Here is a 19177-nt window from a genome sequence, read left to right on the forward strand (position 1 = left end):
GGTCCTCCGTGTCGGGTTGGCGCCGGCGCGCGCAGCGCAGTGGTCTGCATGAGACAACCCGGCCCGGCGTTGGTTCCATGCCAATGCGCGAGCCGGCCACAGGTGCCGCGCCGGCCGGAATCTGGTAACATTCCGCCCCTTTTCATCGAAAGACTTCCATGGCGAACGCTTGCGGCGTCGATTTCGGCACGTCCAACTCCACAGTCGGCTGGGTGCGGCCCGGCCAGCCCACGCTGCTGCCCCTCGAGGACGGCAAGTCCACCCTGCCGTCCGTCGTGTTCTTCAATGCCGACGACGAGCAGGTGCGCTATGGCCGTGCGGCGCTGGCGGACTACCTGGAAGGCTACGAGGGGCGCCTGATGCGGTCGCTGAAGAGCCTGCTGGGCACGAGCCTGATGGAAGGCCAGACGGAGGTGGCGGGCCGTTCGTTGCCGTTCCGTCAACTGCTGGGCCACTTCATCGGCGAGGTCAAGCGGCGCGCCGAGCGCGAGGCGGGGCGCGCCTTCGACTGCGCCGTATTCGGCCGGCCCGTGTATTTCGTCGACGACGATCCCGACGCGGACCGCCTGGCCGAGGACACGCTGGCCGACATCGCCCGTTCCGTGGGTTTCCGCGACATCGGCTTCCAGTACGAACCGATCGCCGCCGCGTTCGACTACGAATCCCGCATCGGGCGCGAGGAACTGGTGCTGATCGCCGACATCGGCGGCGGCACGTCCGACTTTTCGCTCGTGCGCCTGGGGCCGGCGCGCACCAGCCGCACCGACCGCCGCGACGACATCCTCGCCACGGGCGGCGTGCACATCGGCGGCACCGACTTCGACAAATACCTCAGCCTGGCCGCCGTCATGCCGCTGCTGGGCCACGGCAGCGCGCTGCTGTCGGGCGCCGCCGTGCCGTCGAGCTATTACTTCAACCTGGCGACGTGGCATACGATCAACCAGGCCTATACGCGCAAGAGCATCGTGCAGCTGGCCGACCTCGTGCGCGACGCGGCCGAGCCGGACAAGCTCAAGCGGCTGCAGCGCCTGATCGACGAGCGCGCCGGCCACTGGCTGGCGATGCGCGTGGAGGAGGCGAAGATCGCCCTGTCGGACACGCCGGAGGTCGACCTCGACCTCGACCGGCTCGCCCCGCCCGAGGTGCTGCGCGTGGGGCGCGACCTGTTCACGGCGTCGATCGGCGGCATGATCGACAGCGTGGGCGCGACGGTGCAGCGGCTGCTCGACGAAGCCGGGATCGCGCCGGAGCGCGTCGACACCGTGTTCTTCACGGGCGGCTCCAGCGGCGTGGCGAGCCTGCGCGAGCGGATCGCCGCCACCGTCCCCGATGCGCGCCGCGTCGAGGGCGACCTGTTCGGCAGCATCGGCGCCGGCCTGGCCATCGACGCCGCCCGCAAGTTCGGCTGATTTCAAACGGAAAGGAAGCACCTTGTTCGAACGCCCCATCGTCATGCTCGACTTCGAGACCACCGGCCTGTCGCCCGACGGCGGCGACCGCATCACGGAAGTGGCGGCCCTGCGCATCGCGGACGGCCAGGTCGTCGAGCGCTACGTCTCGCTCGTGAATTGCGGCGTGCGCGTGCCGTCGTTCATCACCCAGCTCACGGGCATCACGCAGGCGATGGTCGACGGCGCGCCGCCGGCGGCCGAGGTCGTGCCGGCGCTCATCGACTTCATCGGCGGCGACGTCCTGGCCGCGCACAATGCCAGCTTCGACGAAAAATTCCTCAAGGCCGAGGGCGCGATGCTGGGCCACGGCTGCCGTCACGGCGGCCTCGTGTGCTCGCTGAAGCTGTCGCGCCGCGTGTTCCCGGGCCTGCCGAGCTACAAGCTGGGCCAGCTGGCGCATGCGCTCGGCATCGCGTTCAACAGCCGCGCCCACCGCGCCGAGGCCGACGCCGAAGTCGCGGCCAGGCTGCTGCTGCACATCGGCCGCCACCTGGGCGACGCCTACGGCCTGCGCGCAGTCGATCCGGACCTGCTGGTGTCGCTCAACCGGGTTGCCGCGGCGAAGGTCGGCGCCTTCATGGGCGTGTACGCGGCCGGGCGGCGCGTGCCGGCCTGAGCGGCGGCATCCGCCCGCATTATTTCCTGCAGTTAGCACGTCTTCGTAGCGTGCCACTGGACTTGTCGGCCGACCCGTCGCGCCGACGTCGTTTTCGCGCCCGTCCATCCCCTTCACGTTGGCGCAAGTCAAATCCATGATGCATCGCATCATTACACTTTTGGCAATTCTTTGACTCCCTGCGTGGGCGGCCGGATTGCCGGCGGCGCGCGCGCGGGGCCGGCCACGCTTGCCGTCAGGAGCAACCGCATGCACAGTCACGAGTCCCTTCCGCGCGCCGGCGCGCTCGCCTGGTACGCCCGCGCCGCCGCGCGCGGGAACCCCTATGCGCAGTTCAATCTCGGCATGATGTACAAGGATGGCGACGGCGCGCCGCAGGACGACGTCGCGGCCTGCCGGTGGCTGGAGCGGGCCGCCCGCAAGGGTCTCGTGTTCGCCCAGAACCACCTGGGCAGCATGTATTTCCAGGGGCGTGGCGTGGCGCAGTCCGACCACGAGGCGGCGTACTGGTTCCGCCTGGCCGCCGCCCAGGGCGACGCGTCGGCGCAGCAGAACCTCGGCGACCTGTACCGGACCGGGCGGGGCGTGCCGCGCGATCCGGCCCTGGCCGTCGCCTGGTATTACAAGGCGGCCGAGCAGGAACTGCCCAGTGCCCAGCGGCTGCTCGCCGCCTGCTACCTGGACGGCGAAGGCGTCGCGCGCAGCCAGCCGCTCGCGATGGCGTGGTTCCGCAAGGCGGCGCTGCTGGACGATGCCGAGGCCGAGGTCTGCCTCGGCCTGATGTACCGGCGCGGGCAGGGCGTGGCGCCGAGCGAGCCGGAGGCGCTGTACTGGTTCCGGCGCGCCGCCGCGCGCGGCCATGCGCCCGCGCAGCGGCTGCTGGGCCTGTCGTACCTGGCGGGACGCGGCGCGCCGGCCGACACGCTGGGCGCGCAGGCATGGCTCGAATGCGCGGCCGAGCAGGGCGATGCGGAAGCGCAGTTCAGCCTCGCCCAGTTGCTGGGTGCGGCCGATGCCGACGCCCTCGCCGGCGCGCACGGCAAGGGCGCCGGGGCCGCGCACGGTGCGCACGGTGCGCCCCGGGACGGCGCGGCGCTGGCCTGGACGCTGGCGGCGGCCGAGCAGGGGCACGTGCCGGCCCAGGTCAACCTCGGCCACCGGTACGCCTACGGGCGGGGCGTCGCGCCCGACCCCGAGCGGGCGCTGTACTGGTACCGGCGCGCGGCCGAGCAGGGCGCCGCCAAGGCCCAGTTCACGCTCGGCGTGATGTATGCGAACGGGCAGGGCGTGCGGCGCGACGAGGCGCAGGCAGCCGAATGGTACCGCCGCGCGGCCGAGCAGGGCGACGCGAGCGCCCAGAACAACCTCGGTGTCATGCTCGCGAACGGGCAGGGGGTGCCGCAGGACGACGAGCAGGCCGTGTACTGGTATCGCCTGGCGGCCGAGCAGGGCCATGCGCTGGCGCAATACAACCTGGGCGGTATGTACAGCAGCGGCCGCGGCGTCGCGCGCGACACCGTGCGCTCCTATATGTGGATGTTGCTGGCGGCGGATGCCGGCGACGCGGCCGCCAGCGCCGGCAAGGCCATCGTCGCGCGCCGCCTGTCGCAGGAGCAGATCGAGAGCGCGATCGACATGCGGCGCCAGTGGCGGGACGCCCGGCTGTACGCGGGGCCGGAGCGGCGCGCCGCGTGACCGCGGCGCGGCGGGATATAAGCCGTGGTGATCCCGGTTGTTGCCGGCCGTGATATGGCCGTGGGTGAGAAATCAGGAAAACGTATTGCGGAGATCGGAAATGGAAATTGGATTTATATCTGGCGTCGCCGTAAACTGCAATCATCACTGAACGAATCGACGACGGAGTTGACATGAACGCCTACACCACGAACACGACCACGAGCCGGATCGCCACCGAGAGCACCATTGCCCGCCTGTTCCGCGCGTTCTGCGTGGAAGCGCGCCGTGCGATCGAAATCGTCGGGGCGGCCTACCAGAACGGCCTGCAGCCGCCGCTGTAAGCCTGCGCACCGCGCACCGTGCAAGACGACCCCCGCCCCGAGCGGGGGTTTTTGTTTGCCGGTTCCTAACGGTGCACGACCACCAGCAACGCCTTCGCCTCGGTCTTCCCGGCATTCCGGATGACATGATTCTGGTCGGCCGGATAACGCGCCGTCGCGCCGTGCTTGATTTTTCGCTTCTCGGTCCCGACCTCCAGTTCCACCGTCCCAGTTACCACAGTCAAGTGCTCGTTCGTACCCGGATCGTGGGCCTGCGATGCCAGTTCGCCGCCCGGCTGCAACGTCAGCTCATACCATTCGTACTTGCCGGCAAGGTCCATCGGTCCCAGGATGCGCAGCGAGTAGCCCGCGTGGCTGCCGGGCAGGGTGGGGATCTCGTGGGCGTCGACGACACGGATCAGGTCGACGGCGCGCACCTCGGACGACAGCAGTTCGCCGATCTGCACGCCGAGCGCATTGGCCAGGCGCCACGTGATGGCGATGGTGGGGTTGGCCTTTTCGCGTTCGATCTGCGACAGCATCGATTTGGAGACGCCGGCGATGCGCGACAGGTCTTCCAGGGTAAGGCCGCGCGCGAGGCGCATGCGCTGCAGGGTGGCCCCGACTTCGGGAGGGGCGCTGGTGGTGACCGTTTTGTTCATGGAGCTTGCTTGCCAAGTTCAATGGCCGGGAGTAATATTCAATATATTGAAATTCTGTTCGAAATATAGAACAAGTTCCATACATCGAACGAATCCACACTATACCATTCGCCAACCGACAAGGACGAGGAAACATGAGCGACCCAGCATTCTATAGCGGCCTGCAGCAGAAACTCGACACGCTCAAGACCGAAGGCCTGTTCAAGCCCGAACGCGTGCTCGCATCGCGCCAGGGCGCCGAAGTGGTCGCCGCGGACGGCCGCACGCTGATCAATATGTGCGCCAACAACTACCTCGGCCTGTCGGGCGACCCGGACACGCAAAAGGCGGCCGAGGCGGCACTGCAGAAATACGGCTACGGCCTGTCGTCCGTGCGCTTCATCTGCGGCACGCAGACGGTGCACAAGGAGCTGGAGAAGAAGCTGTCCGAATTCCTCGGCACGGAAGACACGATCCTGTACGCCGCCGCCTTCGACGCCAACGGCGGGGTGTTCGAGCCGCTGTTCGACGAGAACGACGCCATCATCTCGGACGCGCTGAACCACGCGTCGATCATCGACGGCGTCCGCCTGTGCAAGGCCGCACGCTACCGCTATGCCAACAACGACATGGCGGACCTGGAAACGCAGCTGCAGGCCGCGACGAGCGCCGGCAAGCGCCACAAGATCATCGTCACGGACGGCGTGTTCTCGATGGACGGCACGATCGCGCAGCTGGACCGGATCGTCGAACTGGCGCAGAAATACGGCGCGCTGACGATGATCGACGAATCGCACGCGTCGGGCTTCATGGGCCGGACGGGCCGCGGCACGCACGAGCACTGCGGCGTGATCGGCAAGATCGACATCATCACGGGCACGCTCGGCAAGGCGCTGGGCGGCGCGATGGGCGGCTTCACTTCCGGCCGCCGCGAAGTCATCGAGACGCTGCGCCAGAAATCCCGGCCCTACCTGTTCTCGAACACGCTGGCGCCGATGATCGCCGGCGCCTCGCTGGCCGTGCTGGAGCGCATCGGCAAGTCGACCGAACTGCGCGACCGCCTGCATGAAAACACCGCATACTTCCGCCGCGAGATCGAGCGCATCGGCTTCACGATCAAGCCGGGCACGCACCCGGTGGTGCCGGTGATGCTGTTCGACGCGCCGGTGGCGCAGAAATTCGCGGCGCGCATGTTCGAACTGGGCGTGCTGCTGTCGGGCTTCTTCTACCCGGTGGTGCCGATGGGCCAGGCGCGCGTGCGCGTGCAGCTGTCGGCCGCGCACACCCGCGAGCAGCTCGACAAGGTGCTGGCCGCCTTCGAGCAGGCCGGGCGCGAACTGGGCATCATCAAGGCCGCGTGAGCGGCGGACGGGATCACCGATCGGCCGGACGGCGCCGCCCACGAAGCGGCGCGCCGGAAACAGGCTCACGAAGCCGCAAAAGAGCAAGGACAACAAGCATGGAACGCATCCTCATCATCGGCGCCAACGGCCAGATCGGCAGTGAACTGGTGACCGCCCTCGCGCAGCAGCATGGCGCGGCCAACGTGATCGCCGCCGACATCGGCACCGACAACGTGTACGGCGCGGCGCGCTACGTGCGCGTCGACGTGCTCGACCAGGACGCGGTGGCGCGGCTGATCGCCGACGAAGGCGTCACCCAGGTCTACCAGCTGGCGGCGCTGCTGTCGGCGACGGGCGAGAAGGCGCCGTTGAAGGCATGGAAGCTGAACATGGACGGCCTGCTGAACATCCTCGAGATCGCGCGCGAGCGGGGCGACGCGGGCAAGCCGCTGAAGGTGTTCTGGCCGTCGTCGATCGCCGCGTTCGGCCCGAACACGCCGGCCGAGTCCACGCCGCAGTACGCGGTCATGGACCCGACGTCGATCTACGGCATCAGCAAGCTGGCGGGCGAGCGCCTGTGCGAGTACTACCACGCGAAATACGGCGTCGACGTGCGCAGCATCCGCTACCCCGGCATCATCAGCTACAAGTCGCCGCCGGGCGGCGGCACGACCGACTACGCGATCGCGATCTTCCACGCGGCGCTGCGCGGCGAGACCTATGACTGCTTCCTCGGCCCGGAAACGACGCTGCCGATGGTCTACATGCCGGACGCGATCCGCGCCACCGTCGAGCTGATGGACGCGCCCGCGGAGCAGGTCGCGATCCGCTCCTCGTACAACGTGGCGGGCGTCTCCTTCAATCCGCGCGAACTGGCGGCGGCGATCCAGAAGAAGGTGCCCGCGTTCCGTATCGCGTACAAGCCGGACAGCCGCCAGCAGATCGCCGATTCCTGGCCGAAGAGCCTCGACGACAGCCGCGCGAGTGCGGACTGGGGCTGGCAGGCGCGCATCGGCGTCGACGAGATGGTCGCGGACATGCTGGCCAACGTCGACGTGGGCATGAGCAAGGCGGCCTGATTTCCGAATGAAAGCGCTGCGCGCATTCACCACAAGTGGAACGCGTGGAAAGACCGTCGTTCCCGCGCAGGCGGGAATCTGATTTCCAGCCGCAGCGGCAACGCACGCAGGATTGGGTTCCCGCCACCGCGGGAACGACGTAGTGGGGCGGTGTCCACGAAACGCCGATCAGCCCATCAACAAGTAAAACCAGGAGACAGCTCATGGACATGAGCGTATTTGACCTTTTCAAGATCGGCATCGGCCCATCGAGTTCGCACACGGTCGGCCCGATGGCGGCGGCGCGGCGCTTCCTCGTCGAATGCGGTCCGCTGGACAATGCGGTCGGCGTGGAAGCCCATCTGTACGGCTCGCTGGCGCTGACGGGCGTCGGCCACGCCACCGACAAGGCCGTGATCCTCGGCCTGATGGGCGAGACCCCGCAGGACGTCGACCCGGACACCGTCGACGACAAGCTCGCCGAGGCCGAGCTGGACGGCGTGCTGAACCTGCTCGGCGCGCAACCCGTGCCGTTTTCCAGCCGTACGGGCCTTGTCTGGCACAAGCAGTCCACCTTGCCCGACCACCCGAACGGCATGCGCTTCGTGCTGAAACTGGCGGACGGCAGCGTCATCGAGCGCATCTTTTATTCGATCGGCGGCGGCTTCATCACGGCGCCGGGCGAAACCCAGGCGACGCGCGAGGCGGCGCCCATCCCGTTCCCGTTCGACACGATGCGCGACCTGCTCGAGCACGGCAGCCGGCAGGGCCTGACGATTCCCGCGATGCTGCGCGCCAACGAATGCGCGCGCATGTCGAACGACGCGCTCGATGCCGGCATCGATCGCATCTGGGAGGTGATGCGCGGCTGTATCGCGCACGGTCTCGTCACGGAAGGCGAGCTGCCGGGCGGGCTGAACGTCAAGCGCCGCGCGGCCAAGCTGTGGCGCCAGGAACGGGAAGCGCGCAACGCGGCGAACCACCTGCCGCACGATGCCGTCAACCAGGTCAGCCTGTACGCGATGGCCGTCAACGAAGAGAATGCGGCGGGCGGGCGCGTCGTGACGGCGCCCACGAACGGCGCGGCCGGCATCATCCCGGCCGTGCTGCGCTACTACGCCGAGGATTGCCGCCCGACCGACGCGCGGCGCGGTATCCACGACTTCCTGCTGACGGCGGCGGCCATCGGCATGCTGTGCAAGAAAAACGCATCCATTTCCGGGGCCGAGATCGGGTGCCAGGGCGAGGTCGGCGTCGCGTGCGCCATGGCGGCGGCGGGACTCGTGGCGGCGCTGGGCGGGTCCAACGGCCAGATCGAGAACGCGGCCGAGATCGGCATCGAACACCACCTGGGCATGACCTGCGACCCGATCGGGGGCCTCGTGCAGATCCCGTGCATCGAGCGCAACGGCATGGGGGCCATCAAGGCCATCACGGCGGCGTCGCTGGCGCTGAAGGGCGACGGCACCCACTTCGTCAGCCTGGACGATGTCATCGAGACGATGCGGCAGACGGGTTTCGACATGCAGGCCAAGTACAAGGAGACGTCGCTGGGCGGACTGGCCATCCACGTTGTGACGGTCAACCACGCCGCGTGCTGATCGGGCGGGGGGGCGCCCACCCAAGGCTATTCGATGCACCCGGTGATGGCCTGCCGTCGCGTGGGCGGGGGCCGCCCACCCTACGTTGTTCGATGCTCCCGGCAATTTCCTGCCGTCGCGTGGGCGGGGGCCGCCCACCCTACGTTGTTCGATGCTCCCGGCGATGGTCTGCCGTCGCGTGGGCGGGGGCCGCCCACCCTACGTTGTTCGATGCTCCTGGCGATGGCCTGCCGTCGCGTGGGCGGGGGCCGCCCACCCTACGTTGTTCGATGCTCCCGGCGATTTGCTGCCGTAGGGCGGGCACCCCGTGCCCGCCGGGCGCAAAACGTATCACGAGTGTGCGAATCTGGTGAACAATATTCGGCAAAAAGACAATATTGCCCGGTCCAGACTATAATAAATATCCAACGCCAGCCAACTCCGATCTTTTCTACCGTATGCAATATGTGTCCACCCGCGCGACGAGCGCGTCCGCAGCACGTAATCCCCAATCCTTTTCCGACATCCTGCTGGGCGGCCTGGCGCCGGACGGCGGGCTGTACCTGCCGGCCGATTACCCGCAGGTCACCGGCGCCGAGCTCGATGCATGGCGCAAGCTGTCGTATGCCGAACTGGCCTACGAGATCCTGCGCAAGTTCGCCACCGACATCCCGGACGCCGACCTGAAGGCGCTGACCGCGAAGACCTACACGGCCGACGTGTACAAGAACGCGCGCGCCGACGAATCCGCCACCGAGATCACGCCGCTGCGCGTGCTGGAGCAAAGCCCGGACCGCACCCTGATCCTGCAAGCCCTGTCGAACGGCCCCACGCTGGCCTTCAAGGACATGGCGATGCAGTTGCTGGGCAACCTGTTCGAATACGCGCTGGCGAAGAACGGCGACGAGCTGAACATCTTCGGCGCCACGTCCGGAGACACGGGCAGCGCGGCGGAATACGCGATGCGCGGCAAGCGCGGCATCCGCGTGTTCATGCTGTCGCCGCACAAGAAGATGAGCGCATTCCAGACGGCGCAGATGTTCAGCCTGCAGGACCCGAACATCTTCAACATCGCCGTCGAAGGCGTGTTCGACGATTGCCAGGACATGGTCAAGGCCGTCTCGAACGACCTCGAATTCAAGGTCCGCCACAAGATCGGCACCGTCAATTCGATCAACTGGGCGCGCGTCGTGGCGCAGGTCGTGTACTACTTCCGCGGCTACCTGGCGGCCACGACGTCGAACGACCAGAAGGTGTCGTTCACGGTCCCGTCGGGCAACTTCGGCAATATCTGCGCCGGCCACATCGCTCGCATGATGGGCCTGCCGATCGCGAAGCTGGTCGTCGCGACCAACGAGAACAATGTGCTGGACGAATTCTTCCGCACCGGCGTGTACCGCGTGCGCAAGTCGGCCGAGACCTATCACACGTCGAGCCCGTCGATGGACATCTCGAAGGCGTCGAACTTCGAACGCTTCGTGTACGACCTCGTCGGCCGCGACGCGGATCGGACGCACGCGCTGTTCCGCAAGGTCGAGACGCACGGCGGCTTCGACCTGTCCGGCGGCCCGGGCAGCGACGGCGACGAATTCCGGCTGGTCGCGAACTACGGCTTCCAGTCCGGCTGCTCGACGCACGAAGACCGCCTCGCGACGATCCGCGACATGGCCGACGACTACGGCATCACCATCGACACGCACACCGCGGACGGCATCAAGGTCGCGCGCGAGCACGTGGAGCCGGGCGTGCCGATGATCGTGCTGGAGACGGCGCTGGCCGCCAAGTTCAACGAGTCCATCCTGGAGGCGCTGGGCACCGACGCCGAGCGTCCGGCCGGTTTCGAGGACATCGAGACGCTGCCGCAGCGCTTCGTCGTGATGCATGCGAACGTTGCCCAGATGAAGGAATTCATCGCGGCGCACACGGGACTGGCCAAGTGAATCCGCAGGCTGTCCACCTTGCGCGCAAGCCCTTGATGCCGGTGCGCGCGGCGCTCGACTTCCTGCTGGCCGCGGCGCGCGTCGTGGACGGCGTGGAGGAAGTCGACACGCTGGCCGCCAACGGCCGCGTGCTGGCCGTCGACCAGGTGTCGGGGCTGAACGTGCCGTCCGCCGACAACACGCAGATGGATGGCTACGCGGTGCGCTCCCACGACTGTGCGAGCGGGGCGGCCACGTTGCGCATCGCCCAGCGCATCCCGGCGGGTACGGTCGGCCTGCCGCTCGAGCCGGGCACCGCGGCGCGCATCTTCACGGGCGCCCTGATTCCGGCGGGCGCGGATGCCGTCGTGATGCAGGAGCAGTGCGAAGCGGACGGCGATCAGGTCACCGTGAAGCACGCGCCGCAGCCGGGCGAATGGATCCGCCGCGCCGGCGAGGACATCGTGGCCGGCGCCGTGATCCTGCCGGCCGGCACGCGGCTGCGCAGCCAGGAACTCGGCCTCGCCAGTTCCGTCGGCCTCGCGCGCCTGCCCGTGCGCAGGCGCCTGCGCGTTGCCGTGTTCTTCACGGGCGACGAGCTGGCGATGCCGGGCGAAGCCCTGAAGCCGGGCGCCATCTACAATTCGAACCGCTTCACCTTGCGGGGCCTGCTGGAAAACCTCGGTTGCGACATCGCCGACTACGGCATCGTGCCCGATTCGCTGGAGGCCACGCGTGACACCTTGCGCGCCGCCGCCGCGCGGCACGACCTGATCATCACGTCGGGCGGGGTGTCCGTCGGCGAGGAAGACCACATCAAGCCGGCCGTGGAAGCGGAAGGGCGGTTGAACATGTGGCAGATCGCCGTCAAGCCGGGCAAGCCGCTCGCGTTCGGCGAGGTGCGCCGCGCCGACGGCAACGGCCATGCGTTCTTCCTGGGCCTGCCCGGGAATCCGGTGTCCAGCTTCATCACCTTCCTCCTGTTCGTGCGGCCGTTCCTGCTGCGCCTGCAGGGCGTGACGGGCGCCGTCGAACCGCGCACGATCCCGCTGCGCGCGGACTTCGACTGGGCGAAGCCGGACCGCCGCAACGAATTCCTGCGCGCCCGCATCAACGACGCCGGCGGCCTCGACCTGTTTCCGAACCAGGGTTCGGGTGTGCTCACGTCGACCGTGTGGGCGGACGGCTTGATCGACAATCCGCCGGGCCAGGCGATCGCGCGGGGCGACATCGTGCGCTTCATCCCGTTCAGCGCGCTGCAGTACTGAAAGACGACCATGAAGATCAATCTGCGATTCTTTGCCAGCGTGCGCGAAGCCGTGGGCAGCCCGGGCGAGACCGTCGACCTGCCGGCAAGCGTGGCGACGGTGGGCGCCGTGCGTGACTTCCTGATCGCCCGTGGCGGCGCGTGGGCCGCTGCGCTCGCGCACGAGCGCGCGCTGCGCATGGCGTTCAATCAGATGATGTGCGAGCCGGGAACGGCCATCGCCGAAGGCGGCGAAGTGGCGTTCTTCCCGCCGGTGACCGGCGGTTGAACCCGAGTTACATGGCACTGCCGCCTGGCGTGCCGTAGTCCGTCGTTCCCGCGCAGGCGGAACCCACTTGCGCAGCGCTGCCGAGGGGTACGCAGCACCCCGTCGTTCCCGCGCAGGGGGGAACCCAATTTGCGCAGCGTTGCCGAGGGGTACGCAGCACCCCGTCGTTCCCGCGCAGGGGGGAACCCAATTTGCGCAGCGCTGCCGAGGGGTACGCAGCACCCCGTCGTTCCCGCGTAGGCGGGAACCCAATTTACGCAGCGTTGCCGTGAGGTGCGCAGTACTGCCGGCTTCACTTGGGTCCCCGCCTGCGCGGGGACGACGTTTTCAAGTAATGTAGTCGATCAGACGATCGTCTTCTCCGCCAGCGCCAGCAGTTTCGCGCAATCTGCATTGCGCTCGGCGTAGTCGCGCCACGCGGTCGTGCGCGCGAGGTCCTGCCACTTGCGCAGCGAGTCGCCGTTCAGGTCCACCGTGCGGCCGCCGGCGCCCTGGAACAGCGCGGCCACGGCCGCATCGTCCATCTGGGCCGATTTGCGCGCGAACGCTTCCAGGTCGGCGCCCACCGAGAGCAGCACGGCCTGCTGGTCGCGCGGCAGCCGGTCGAAGGCGGCGCGCGACATGATCAGGGGCTCCAGCATGAACCAGTAGGTGCCGCCGCGCGCCGTCGTGACGGACTTGCTGACTTCGTCGAGGCGGAACGAGATCAGCGACGAGGACGACGTCATGGCCGCGTCGAGCTGGCCTTTTTCGAGCGCACCGCGGATGTCGTTCGACGGCATCGACACGACGTTGGCGCCCGCTTCCTTGAGGATCATGTCCATTTCGGGCGAGCCGCCGCGCACCCGGAGGCCCGCCGCGTCTTCCGGGTCGACGATCGGCTTGCCGCGCGACGCCATGCCGCCCGCCTGCCAGATCCAGCTCAGCAGGATGAGGCCCTTGTCGGCCAGCACCCGCTTGAATTCAGTGCCGATTTCTTCGTTTTTCCAGGCATAGCCCTGTTCGTACGACGTGACGAGGCCCGGCATGAGGCCGATGTTCACTTCGGGCAGGTCGGCGCCGGCGTACGACAGCGGTACGAGCGAGATGTCCAGCGCGCCCTTCGCCAGCGCGGGAATCTGGGCTTCGCTCTTCATCAGCGAGGAGTGCGGGTAGATCGAGAATTTGACGCGTCCCTTGGTCCGCCGTTCCGTCTCGGTGGCGAACATGCGGCACAGGCGGTCGCGGAAATCGCCTTCGGCCACGCTGCCGCCGGGGAATTGATGGGAAATCTTGAGATTCGTGGGCTGGGCCCATGCAGCGTGCAGCAAGAGCGGGCTGGCCGCGATTCCGACCAGCAATGTCCTACGCGTCAATACCGACATAAACATCCTCCAAGATGATATTACGGACTACCGGACGAATCGTGGACCCCTCTTGACGACCGCCTGAGGCGTACATCGTTCGCGATTTCACATTATGTTGTGCGTATAAGAATAGGCTCAGCCGTAGGCTTGTCAAGAAAATATTGCAATAAAAAACCGTGCGTCGCAGCATAAAAAATGCAGGAAGAATCAAGCGGCCAGGGAGGCAGTATCGCGCGCGGGAGTCGCTGCTCCTTGCGCTGGATCTGATGTGCGCCCGGTTCGCGTTTGCTGCGGCGCCGCGAATCTCGCGGCCGTCACCGGACGGGCGTTAGCGTTTTTTGACAGATCATGCAGAGTGGGGCGGGGAACCGGGGCGGCGCGGTGCCGCCCGGCATGCGCCCCGCATGGCACGGGGCGCGGCCCGGTCAGCGCGCGGGGAGCGGATACGTGGCCGGACTGACGTTGCCGTCCTTGTCGACGGCCTGCACGCCGAACAGCAGATTGTCCTTCGACAGGTCGAGGCGGTAGTTCGTCACGTTGCCGACGAACTTCGCGCCCTGCCACAGCGGGGCCGTCGTGTCGCGCCACACGATGCGGTAGCCGGCCAGGTCCGGCTCCGTGTTCGCCTGCCACGCGAGGTCGGTGCCGTTGTCCAGGTTCGCCGTCCTGACCCTGACCTCCTGCGGCGCGGCCGGCGCCAGCGCGAGCGCGGCGAGCGACGCGGCGTTCACGCGCGCCACCTGCGCCACGTAGTCCGGATCGACGTACTCGGGCAGGTCGCCGATCTTCTTGCCGTTTTCCGTGCGCAGGTCCTGGTGCTGGTGATTGAAGTCTTCGTGCGGTTCCGTGAAGCGCACGGCCGCATAGCCGGCGTCCAGGAACGGGCTGTGGTCGCCGCCGCGCAGGTAGCGGTCGCGCCGGTAGATGATATTCACCTTGAAGCCGGGGACGTAGCGCTCGCCCGTTTCCTTGACGTGGCGCGCGAGCTGGCGCGTGATCGAGTCGTTTTCGCCGCCGGTCTGGAGCAACGTGCGCAGCGCCGGCGTCGTTTCCTTCACGGGCGGCACGCCTTCCGCGAACAGGCGCACCTCGGCGTTATCCAGCTTGCCGTGTTCGTCGTGCGAGCTGCCGATGATGTCGTTGTTCAGCATGCCGGCGATGTTCATCCCGGCCGCCCTGGCCTTGGCCGCATAGTCGCCGGAGCCGTACAGGCCCTGTTCCTCCGCCGCGACCGTCATGAACACGAGCGACGCGTCGAATGCGTGGCGCGCCATCACGCAGGCCATTTCGATGACGGCGGCCGTGCCCGACGCATCGTCGTTGGCGCCGGGCGCGTCGGCCGTGGCGTTCATCACGTCGGTCACGCGCGAATCGTAATGGCCGCTGACGACGTAGTAGCGGTCCTTCGACGCCGCCTGTGTGCCCGGCAGCGTGGCCACCACGTTGACGATCTCGGTCGGCCGCGTGATCCGCTTGTCGACTGGGTGCACGTGGCTCTGGAACTGCACGTCCAGCCGGCCGGCGCCGCAGCGTTCCAGCTCGGACTTGATCCAGCGCCGCGCCGCGCCGATGCCGCGCGTGTCGGACGCGGTCTCGGACATCGTGTGGCGCGTGCCGAACCCGACGAGTTTGTCGACGTAGGCGTGGATCCGCTGCGGGGAGATCTCGCGCACGATCGCGTCGATCTCGGCCTGGCGCGCGGGCAGGGCCGCGTCCGCGGGCGGCGCCGCCTGCGCGCCGGCGCCGGCCAGCAACAGGATGGGGAAAGTGGTCTTGAGTACGGGATGCATGGGACTCCTTGGGCTGACGAATCGGCGCCGCGGATCGCGCGGTCCGGCTGTTGTTGTGCATGCGGTGCGTGCGGGATGCGCCGCGGCCGCCGGGATGCACTGTACCGGACGGCGGCGGCGCGGGGAAGCTTTACGCCGCGCGCCGCCGCCCTGCTTGTGTCACAAGGTTCCGAGGAAGGTGCGGATCGCGGCGATGACGGCGTCGGGCTGGTCGAACATCGCGAAATGGCGGGCCGGCGCCACGATCGCGACCTGCAGCTTCGGCGTGCCGTCCATCAGCGCCCGGTAGTAGTCCGCCTTGCCGGCGGGCGTCAAGCCCTGCTGCGCGCTGTCCAGGTCCAGGTAAGGCACGATGGCCAGCACCGGCGCCTGGATGGCCTTCAGGCCGGGCCGCAGGTCCAGCGTCAGCACGTCCGCGGCCCAGGCGCCGACGGAGGCGGGATCGCTGCGCGCCGTCAGCTGCGCCAGCGCGTCTGCCCGGGACATGTCCAGCACGCCGATCGTCCGCATGTAGGCTTGCTGCTGCTGGGCGAACAGGGCCGGCGGCTGCTTGCCGATCTGGGCGCGCGTGCGCTCGGCGAACTGCGCGCGCTGTTCGGGCGGCAGGTCTTCCGTGCCGGGCATCACGGGCAGGCCGTCGATGCTGACGATGCCGCCCACGAGCGCGGGCTTGTCCTCGGCCACGGCGAGGGCCAGGATGCCGCCCAGGCTGTGGCCCACGATGACCGGTTTGTCGAGGCGGCGACGCGCGATCAGTTCCTCGACGGCGGTGCGCGCCGCCGCGAACGGCGCCGGTCCGGCCTTTGGCCTGCCGTCGAAGCCGGGCAAGGTCAGCACGTACACGGCGTGGTCGGAGGAGAAGGCGCGGATGGTGTCTTGCCACACCCAGCTGCCGCTCGCGAGGCCCGGGATCAGGATCAGCGGCCGGCCCTTGTCGCCATGGCGTTCGACGAGCACGCCGGCGACTTCGAAACGTTCGGCCGGCGCGAGGGCGGCGGCGTAGCGGTTCGGTTCCGGGGCCGCATCGGCGGCGCGGCTCGTGGGGAGGGCGCCGCCGACGAGGGCGGCGAAAATGGCGGCGAGTGCGGCTTTGTTGCGAAGGCGGGTCATGCGGTCTCCTGGTCGGGGAAGAAAATGGTTTCGATCGTTTGTCCGAACAGCCGCGCCAGCGCGAACGCCAGCGGCAGGCTCGGGTCGTAGCGGCCCGTCTCGATGGCGATGACGGTCTGGCGCGAGACGTCCAGCAGCTCGGCCAGGTGCGCCTGGCTCCAGCCGCGCGTCGCGCGCAGGTCGCGGATGGCGTTCTTCATGCTTCGACGGTGCGGCGGGCGACGAGGCTGCGCACGATGTTCACGAGGCCCCAGCTCGCGCCCATCAAGATCCACACGCTGAACATCGACAGGCGGGGGAAGCCGGCCGTCTCCAGGAAGCCGTAGCTGAACGTGACGGCGGCCGTGATGGCGAAGGCGAGGGCGACGCCTTCCAGCAGGCGCAGGCGCTGGTATTCGTCGATGCGCGCGACGTGGCGCGCGATGGCGCGGATCATCAGGCCGAAGCCGATCATGGGCAGCAGCAGGACGATGGTGCGCAGCGGCCCGTCGGCCAGCGGCCGGCCGTAGCGGATGGACCCGGCCAGCAGCACGACATACACGGCGATCGCCGTCCACAACTCGAACCGGTAAGCCCGGGCCACGCGTTTCTCGTGCATCGCACACCTCCTTTTGATAGAACATCATGTAAAGTATGCTTTACATCGTAGACGTGCTCCAGGCCGATGTCAAGCTTCCTTTACATCCTTTTTTGGCGCCCGTTCGACTACAATGCTCGCCTCCGTTTTCCTTGATGCCGCCATGTCCGAGTCCCGCACCGAAGCACGTTCCCGCCACGCCATCGTCATCGGCGGCGGCCCCGCCGGCCTGATGGCGGCCGAAGTGCTGGCCGCGGGCGGCGCGCGGGTCGACCTGTACGACGCGATGCCGTCCGTCGGCCGCAAATTCCTCCTGGCCGGCAAGGGCGGCATGAACATCACGCATGCGGAAGGCTACGATGCGTTCGTCGCCCGCTACGGTGCGCGCGCCGGCGCCGTGCAAGCCTGGCTGGACGCGTTCCCGCCCGGGCAGGTGCGGGCGTGGATCCACGGCCTCGGCATCGCCACGTTCGTCGGCACGTCCGGCCGCGTGTTCCCGGCCGACATGAAGGCGGCGCCGCTGCTGCGCGCATGGCTGCACCGGCTGCGCGAAACCGGCGTCGCGTTCCACATGCGGCACCGGTGGCTGGGCTGGCGCGATGGCGGACTCCTGTTCGCCACGCCCGAGGGCGAGTCGGTCGTTGACACGGCGGGCGCCGCGACCGTGCTGGCGCTGGGCGGCGCGAGCTGGGCGCGGCTCGGGTCCGATGGCGCCTGGGCGCCGCTGCTGACGCAACGCGGCGTCGAGGTGGCGCCGCTGGTGCCGTCCAACTGCGGCTTCGATGCCGACTGGAGCGCGCACTTCGCGGAGCGCCATGCGGGCAGTCCGCTGACCACCGTGGCGCTGGCGCTGGAGGGCGACGCGTTCCGCAAGGGACAGTTCGTCGTGACGAAGACGGGCATCGAAGGGAGCCTCGTGTACGCGCTGTCGGCACCGATCCGCGACCGCATCGCGCGCGACGGCCGCGCGACCGTCCTGCTGGACCTGTTGCCCGACCACGATCCGCGGCGCGTGCTCGACGAGGTCGCGCGCCCGCGCGGGACGCGCTCGATGGCCAGCCATCTGCAGAGCCGCCTGGGCATCAAGGGCGTGAAATCGGGCCTGCTGCACGAGTGCCTGAGCAAGGCCGACTACGCGGACCCGGCGAAGCTGGCGCGGGCGTTGAAGGCCTTGCCGCTCGTGCTGGCGCGCCCGCGTCCGATCGACGAGGCGATCAGCAGCGCGGGCGGTGTGCGCTTCGAGGCACTGGAGGGCGGGACCATGCTGCGCGGCGTGCCCGGCGTGTTCGTGGCCGGTGAGATGGTCGACTGGGAAGCGCCGACCGGGGGTTATCTGCTGACCGCGTGTTTCGGCAGCGGACGCGCGGCCGGGCGGGCGGCGCTGGCGTGGCTGGCGCAAGACGTCAATCGTCGAAACTGACCGACCCGCTCCCCTTCCGGCTGACCGAGCGTTCGTCCGGATTGCCGTACACGCGCGCTTCGCCGCTGCCGGACAATTCGACGTGCAGGCGCTTGCGGGCATACACGGCGCTGTCGCCGGAACCCTGTTGCAGCAGGTCGACCTCGTCGGCGCGCAGGTGGCGCGCGTCCAGGTCGCCCGAGCCGCGCGACTCGGCGTGCAGTTCGCGGCTCGAGCCCACGAGCGTGAGGCGGCCCGTGCCGATCACGGCGGCATCGACCGTGTCGCTCGTGCCGCCCGTCAGTTCGAGGTCGCCGCTGCCGCGCAGGGCGGCCATGATTTCGCGGTAGCGGCCGTTGAACCGCATATTGCCGGAACCGTCCAGCGCCACGTCCAGGTGGTCGCCGGCGAAGCCGCTGACGGTGTGCTCGCCGCTGCCGTTGACGCTCAGCGATTCCAGCGTCGGCAGCGTGACCGTCACCTCGATCGGCGTGCGGTGGCGCAGCAGGATGCCGCGCGGGCCGATGCGCAGCACGTCGCCGTCGATGCTCGTGTCGATGTTCGCCAGCAGCCGCTGTTCGCCGCGCACTTCGAGCGAAGGCGTCGCGCCCTGGCGCAGCGTGAGGTTGAGGGGGCCGGAGAGGTCGACCTTGGCGACGGCCTTGTCGAACGGGCGGCGTTCGGTGGCGACGAGGCGGCTGCCCGGGGGCGACGGGCCGTTCGTGCCGTGGGCGCGCAGCATGCTGTACGACACGCCGATCAGCAGGAACGCGAGGACCAGGAGGCTGAAACCGATCTTGAGCAAAGCGCGCATC

General features: G+C 68.5%; 19 protein-coding genes. 12 read left to right on the forward strand and 7 right to left on the reverse strand.

Features of this window, described 5'->3' with window-relative positions; all coding sequences use genetic code 11:
• The first annotated feature begins 158 nt into the window (after positions 1–158).
• From ASC93_RS19895 to ASC93_RS30980, 5 genes are all read left to right on the forward strand, one after another.
• On the forward strand, positions 159–1409 hold the full coding sequence (locus ASC93_RS19895) for an Hsp70 family protein (RefSeq protein WP_056446379.1): 1251 nt from the start codon (positions 159–161) through the stop codon (positions 1407–1409).
• 22 nt (positions 1410–1431) lie between these two features.
• On the forward strand, positions 1432–2067 hold the full coding sequence (locus ASC93_RS19900) for a PolC-type DNA polymerase III (RefSeq protein ID WP_056446382.1): 636 nt from the start codon (positions 1432–1434) through the stop codon (positions 2065–2067).
• 249 nt (positions 2068–2316) lie between these two features.
• Entirely contained in the window at positions 2317–3762 is a 1446-nt protein-coding gene (locus ASC93_RS19905; RefSeq protein ID WP_056446385.1) for a tetratricopeptide repeat protein, read from the forward strand.
• A gap of 24 nt (positions 3763–3786) precedes the next feature.
• Positions 3787–3939 carry a hypothetical protein gene (locus ASC93_RS30975; RefSeq protein ID WP_157202030.1) on the forward strand — a complete coding sequence of 51 codons (153 nt, stop codon included), beginning with the start codon at positions 3787–3789 and terminating at the stop codon, positions 3937–3939.
• Positions 3936–4085: a hypothetical protein gene (locus tag ASC93_RS30980; RefSeq protein ID WP_157202031.1), complete on the forward strand. Its 150-nt coding sequence runs from the start codon at positions 3936–3938 to the stop codon at positions 4083–4085. The genes ASC93_RS30975 and ASC93_RS30980 overlap by 4 nt, the downstream gene beginning before the upstream one ends.
• Before the next feature lie 65 nt (positions 4086–4150).
• On the opposite strand, the gene ASC93_RS19910 is transcribed toward ASC93_RS30980, so the two are convergent.
• Positions 4151–4726, reverse strand: coding sequence for a helix-turn-helix domain-containing protein (locus ASC93_RS19910; protein WP_056446388.1), 576 nt, complete (start codon positions 4724–4726; stop codon positions 4151–4153).
• A gap of 134 nt (positions 4727–4860) precedes the next feature.
• Here ASC93_RS19910 and kbl point away from each other — a divergent pair, with 134 nt between their 5' ends.
• From kbl to moaD, 6 genes are all read left to right on the forward strand, one after another.
• Positions 4861–6066 carry a glycine C-acetyltransferase gene (gene kbl, locus ASC93_RS19915; protein ID WP_056446390.1) on the forward strand — a complete coding sequence of 402 codons (1206 nt, stop codon included), beginning with the start codon at positions 4861–4863 and terminating at the stop codon, positions 6064–6066.
• Between the two features lie 98 nt (positions 6067–6164).
• Positions 6165–7127 carry an NAD-dependent epimerase/dehydratase family protein gene (locus tag ASC93_RS19920; protein ID WP_056446393.1) on the forward strand — a complete coding sequence of 321 codons (963 nt, stop codon included), beginning with the start codon at positions 6165–6167 and terminating at the stop codon, positions 7125–7127.
• A gap of 203 nt (positions 7128–7330) precedes the next feature.
• Positions 7331–8707, forward strand: a complete 1377-nt coding sequence (locus tag ASC93_RS19925; protein WP_056446396.1) for an L-serine ammonia-lyase — start codon at positions 7331–7333, stop codon at positions 8705–8707.
• 437 nt (positions 8708–9144) lie between these two features.
• Positions 9145–10626, forward strand: coding sequence for a threonine synthase (thrC, locus tag ASC93_RS19930; protein ID WP_056446399.1), 1482 nt, complete (start codon positions 9145–9147; stop codon positions 10624–10626).
• A 35-nt stretch (positions 10627–10661) separates the two neighbouring features.
• The gene (gene glp, locus ASC93_RS19935) at positions 10662–11873 is read left to right on the forward strand and encodes a gephyrin-like molybdotransferase Glp (protein WP_056446974.1); all 1212 of its coding nucleotides are present in this window, start codon (positions 10662–10664) and stop codon (positions 11871–11873) included.
• A gap of 9 nt (positions 11874–11882) precedes the next feature.
• Positions 11883–12140, forward strand: coding sequence for a molybdopterin converting factor subunit 1 (gene moaD / locus ASC93_RS19940; RefSeq protein WP_056446402.1), 258 nt, complete (start codon positions 11883–11885; stop codon positions 12138–12140).
• A gap of 344 nt (positions 12141–12484) precedes the next feature.
• Here the strand turns inward: moaD and dctP are convergent, their stop codons facing one another.
• The 5 genes from dctP to ASC93_RS19965 form a co-directional block, all read right to left on the reverse strand.
• Positions 12485–13504 (reverse strand): TRAP transporter substrate-binding protein DctP, encoded by a 1020-nt coding sequence (dctP, locus tag ASC93_RS19945; RefSeq protein ID WP_056446406.1) that lies wholly within the window; start codon positions 13502–13504, stop codon positions 12485–12487.
• A 407-nt stretch (positions 13505–13911) separates the two neighbouring features.
• Positions 13912–15276: a M28 family peptidase gene (locus tag ASC93_RS19950; RefSeq protein ID WP_056446409.1), complete on the reverse strand. Its 1365-nt coding sequence runs from the start codon at positions 15274–15276 to the stop codon at positions 13912–13914.
• 159 nt (positions 15277–15435) lie between these two features.
• Positions 15436–16386 carry an alpha/beta fold hydrolase gene (locus tag ASC93_RS19955; RefSeq protein ID WP_056446412.1) on the reverse strand — a complete coding sequence of 317 codons (951 nt, stop codon included), beginning with the start codon at positions 16384–16386 and terminating at the stop codon, positions 15436–15438.
• Positions 16383–16586: a helix-turn-helix transcriptional regulator gene (locus ASC93_RS19960; protein ID WP_056446414.1), complete on the reverse strand. Its 204-nt coding sequence runs from the start codon at positions 16584–16586 to the stop codon at positions 16383–16385. The genes ASC93_RS19955 and ASC93_RS19960 overlap by 4 nt, the downstream gene beginning before the upstream one ends.
• Entirely contained in the window at positions 16583–16984 is a 402-nt protein-coding gene (locus ASC93_RS19965) for a hypothetical protein (protein WP_056446417.1), read from the reverse strand. The genes ASC93_RS19960 and ASC93_RS19965 overlap by 4 nt, the downstream gene beginning before the upstream one ends.
• A 142-nt stretch (positions 16985–17126) precedes the next feature.
• On the opposite strand from ASC93_RS19965, the gene ASC93_RS19970 reads away from it, so the two are divergent.
• Positions 17127–18383: a TIGR03862 family flavoprotein gene (locus ASC93_RS19970; protein ID WP_056446420.1), complete on the forward strand. Its 1257-nt coding sequence runs from the start codon at positions 17127–17129 to the stop codon at positions 18381–18383.
• Here ASC93_RS19970 and ASC93_RS19975 read toward each other — a convergent pair.
• Positions 18367–19176, reverse strand: coding sequence for a head GIN domain-containing protein (locus tag ASC93_RS19975; protein WP_056446423.1), 810 nt, complete (start codon positions 19174–19176; stop codon positions 18367–18369). The genes ASC93_RS19970 and ASC93_RS19975 overlap by 17 nt on opposite strands.
• Between the last annotated feature and the right edge of the window lies 1 nt (position 19177).

Source organism: Massilia sp. Root335 (assembly GCF_001425685.1).
Lineage (GTDB): Bacteria > Pseudomonadota > Gammaproteobacteria > Burkholderiales > Burkholderiaceae_D > Telluria > Telluria luteola.

Bases quoted from the DNA above. Each gene is read 5' to 3' on its own strand.
- ASC93_RS19895 (WP_056446379.1), top strand. From the start codon at position 159: ATGGCGAACGCTTGCGGCGTCGATTTCGGCACGTCCAACTCCACAGTC.
- ASC93_RS19905 (WP_056446385.1), top strand. From the start codon at position 2,317: ATGCACAGTCACGAGTCCCTTCCGCGCGCCGGCGCGCTCGCCTGGTAC.
- ASC93_RS30980 (WP_157202031.1), top strand. From the start codon at position 3,936: ATGAACGCCTACACCACGAACACGACCACGAGCCGGATCGCCACCGAG.
- ASC93_RS19910 (WP_056446388.1), bottom strand. From the start codon at position 4,726: ATGAACAAAACGGTCACCACCAGCGCCCCTCCCGAAGTCGGGGCCACC.
- kbl (WP_056446390.1), top strand. From the start codon at position 4,861: ATGAGCGACCCAGCATTCTATAGCGGCCTGCAGCAGAAACTCGACACG.
- ASC93_RS19920 (WP_056446393.1), top strand. From the start codon at position 6,165: ATGGAACGCATCCTCATCATCGGCGCCAACGGCCAGATCGGCAGTGAA.
- ASC93_RS19925 (WP_056446396.1), top strand. From the start codon at position 7,331: ATGGACATGAGCGTATTTGACCTTTTCAAGATCGGCATCGGCCCATCG.
- thrC (WP_056446399.1), top strand. From the start codon at position 9,145: ATGCAATATGTGTCCACCCGCGCGACGAGCGCGTCCGCAGCACGTAAT.
- glp (WP_056446974.1), top strand. From the start codon at position 10,662: ATGCCGGTGCGCGCGGCGCTCGACTTCCTGCTGGCCGCGGCGCGCGTC.
- moaD (WP_056446402.1), top strand. From the start codon at position 11,883: ATGAAGATCAATCTGCGATTCTTTGCCAGCGTGCGCGAAGCCGTGGGC.
- dctP (WP_056446406.1), bottom strand. From the start codon at position 13,504: ATGTCGGTATTGACGCGTAGGACATTGCTGGTCGGAATCGCGGCCAGC.
- ASC93_RS19950 (WP_056446409.1), bottom strand. From the start codon at position 15,276: ATGCATCCCGTACTCAAGACCACTTTCCCCATCCTGTTGCTGGCCGGC.
- ASC93_RS19955 (WP_056446412.1), bottom strand. From the start codon at position 16,386: ATGACCCGCCTTCGCAACAAAGCCGCACTCGCCGCCATTTTCGCCGCC.
- ASC93_RS19960 (WP_056446414.1), bottom strand. From the start codon at position 16,586: ATGAAGAACGCCATCCGCGACCTGCGCGCGACGCGCGGCTGGAGCCAG.
- ASC93_RS19965 (WP_056446417.1), bottom strand. From the start codon at position 16,984: ATGCACGAGAAACGCGTGGCCCGGGCTTACCGGTTCGAGTTGTGGACG.
- ASC93_RS19970 (WP_056446420.1), top strand. From the start codon at position 17,127: ATGTCCGAGTCCCGCACCGAAGCACGTTCCCGCCACGCCATCGTCATC.
- ASC93_RS19975 (WP_056446423.1), bottom strand. From the start codon at position 19,176: ATGCGCGCTTTGCTCAAGATCGGTTTCAGCCTCCTGGTCCTCGCGTTC.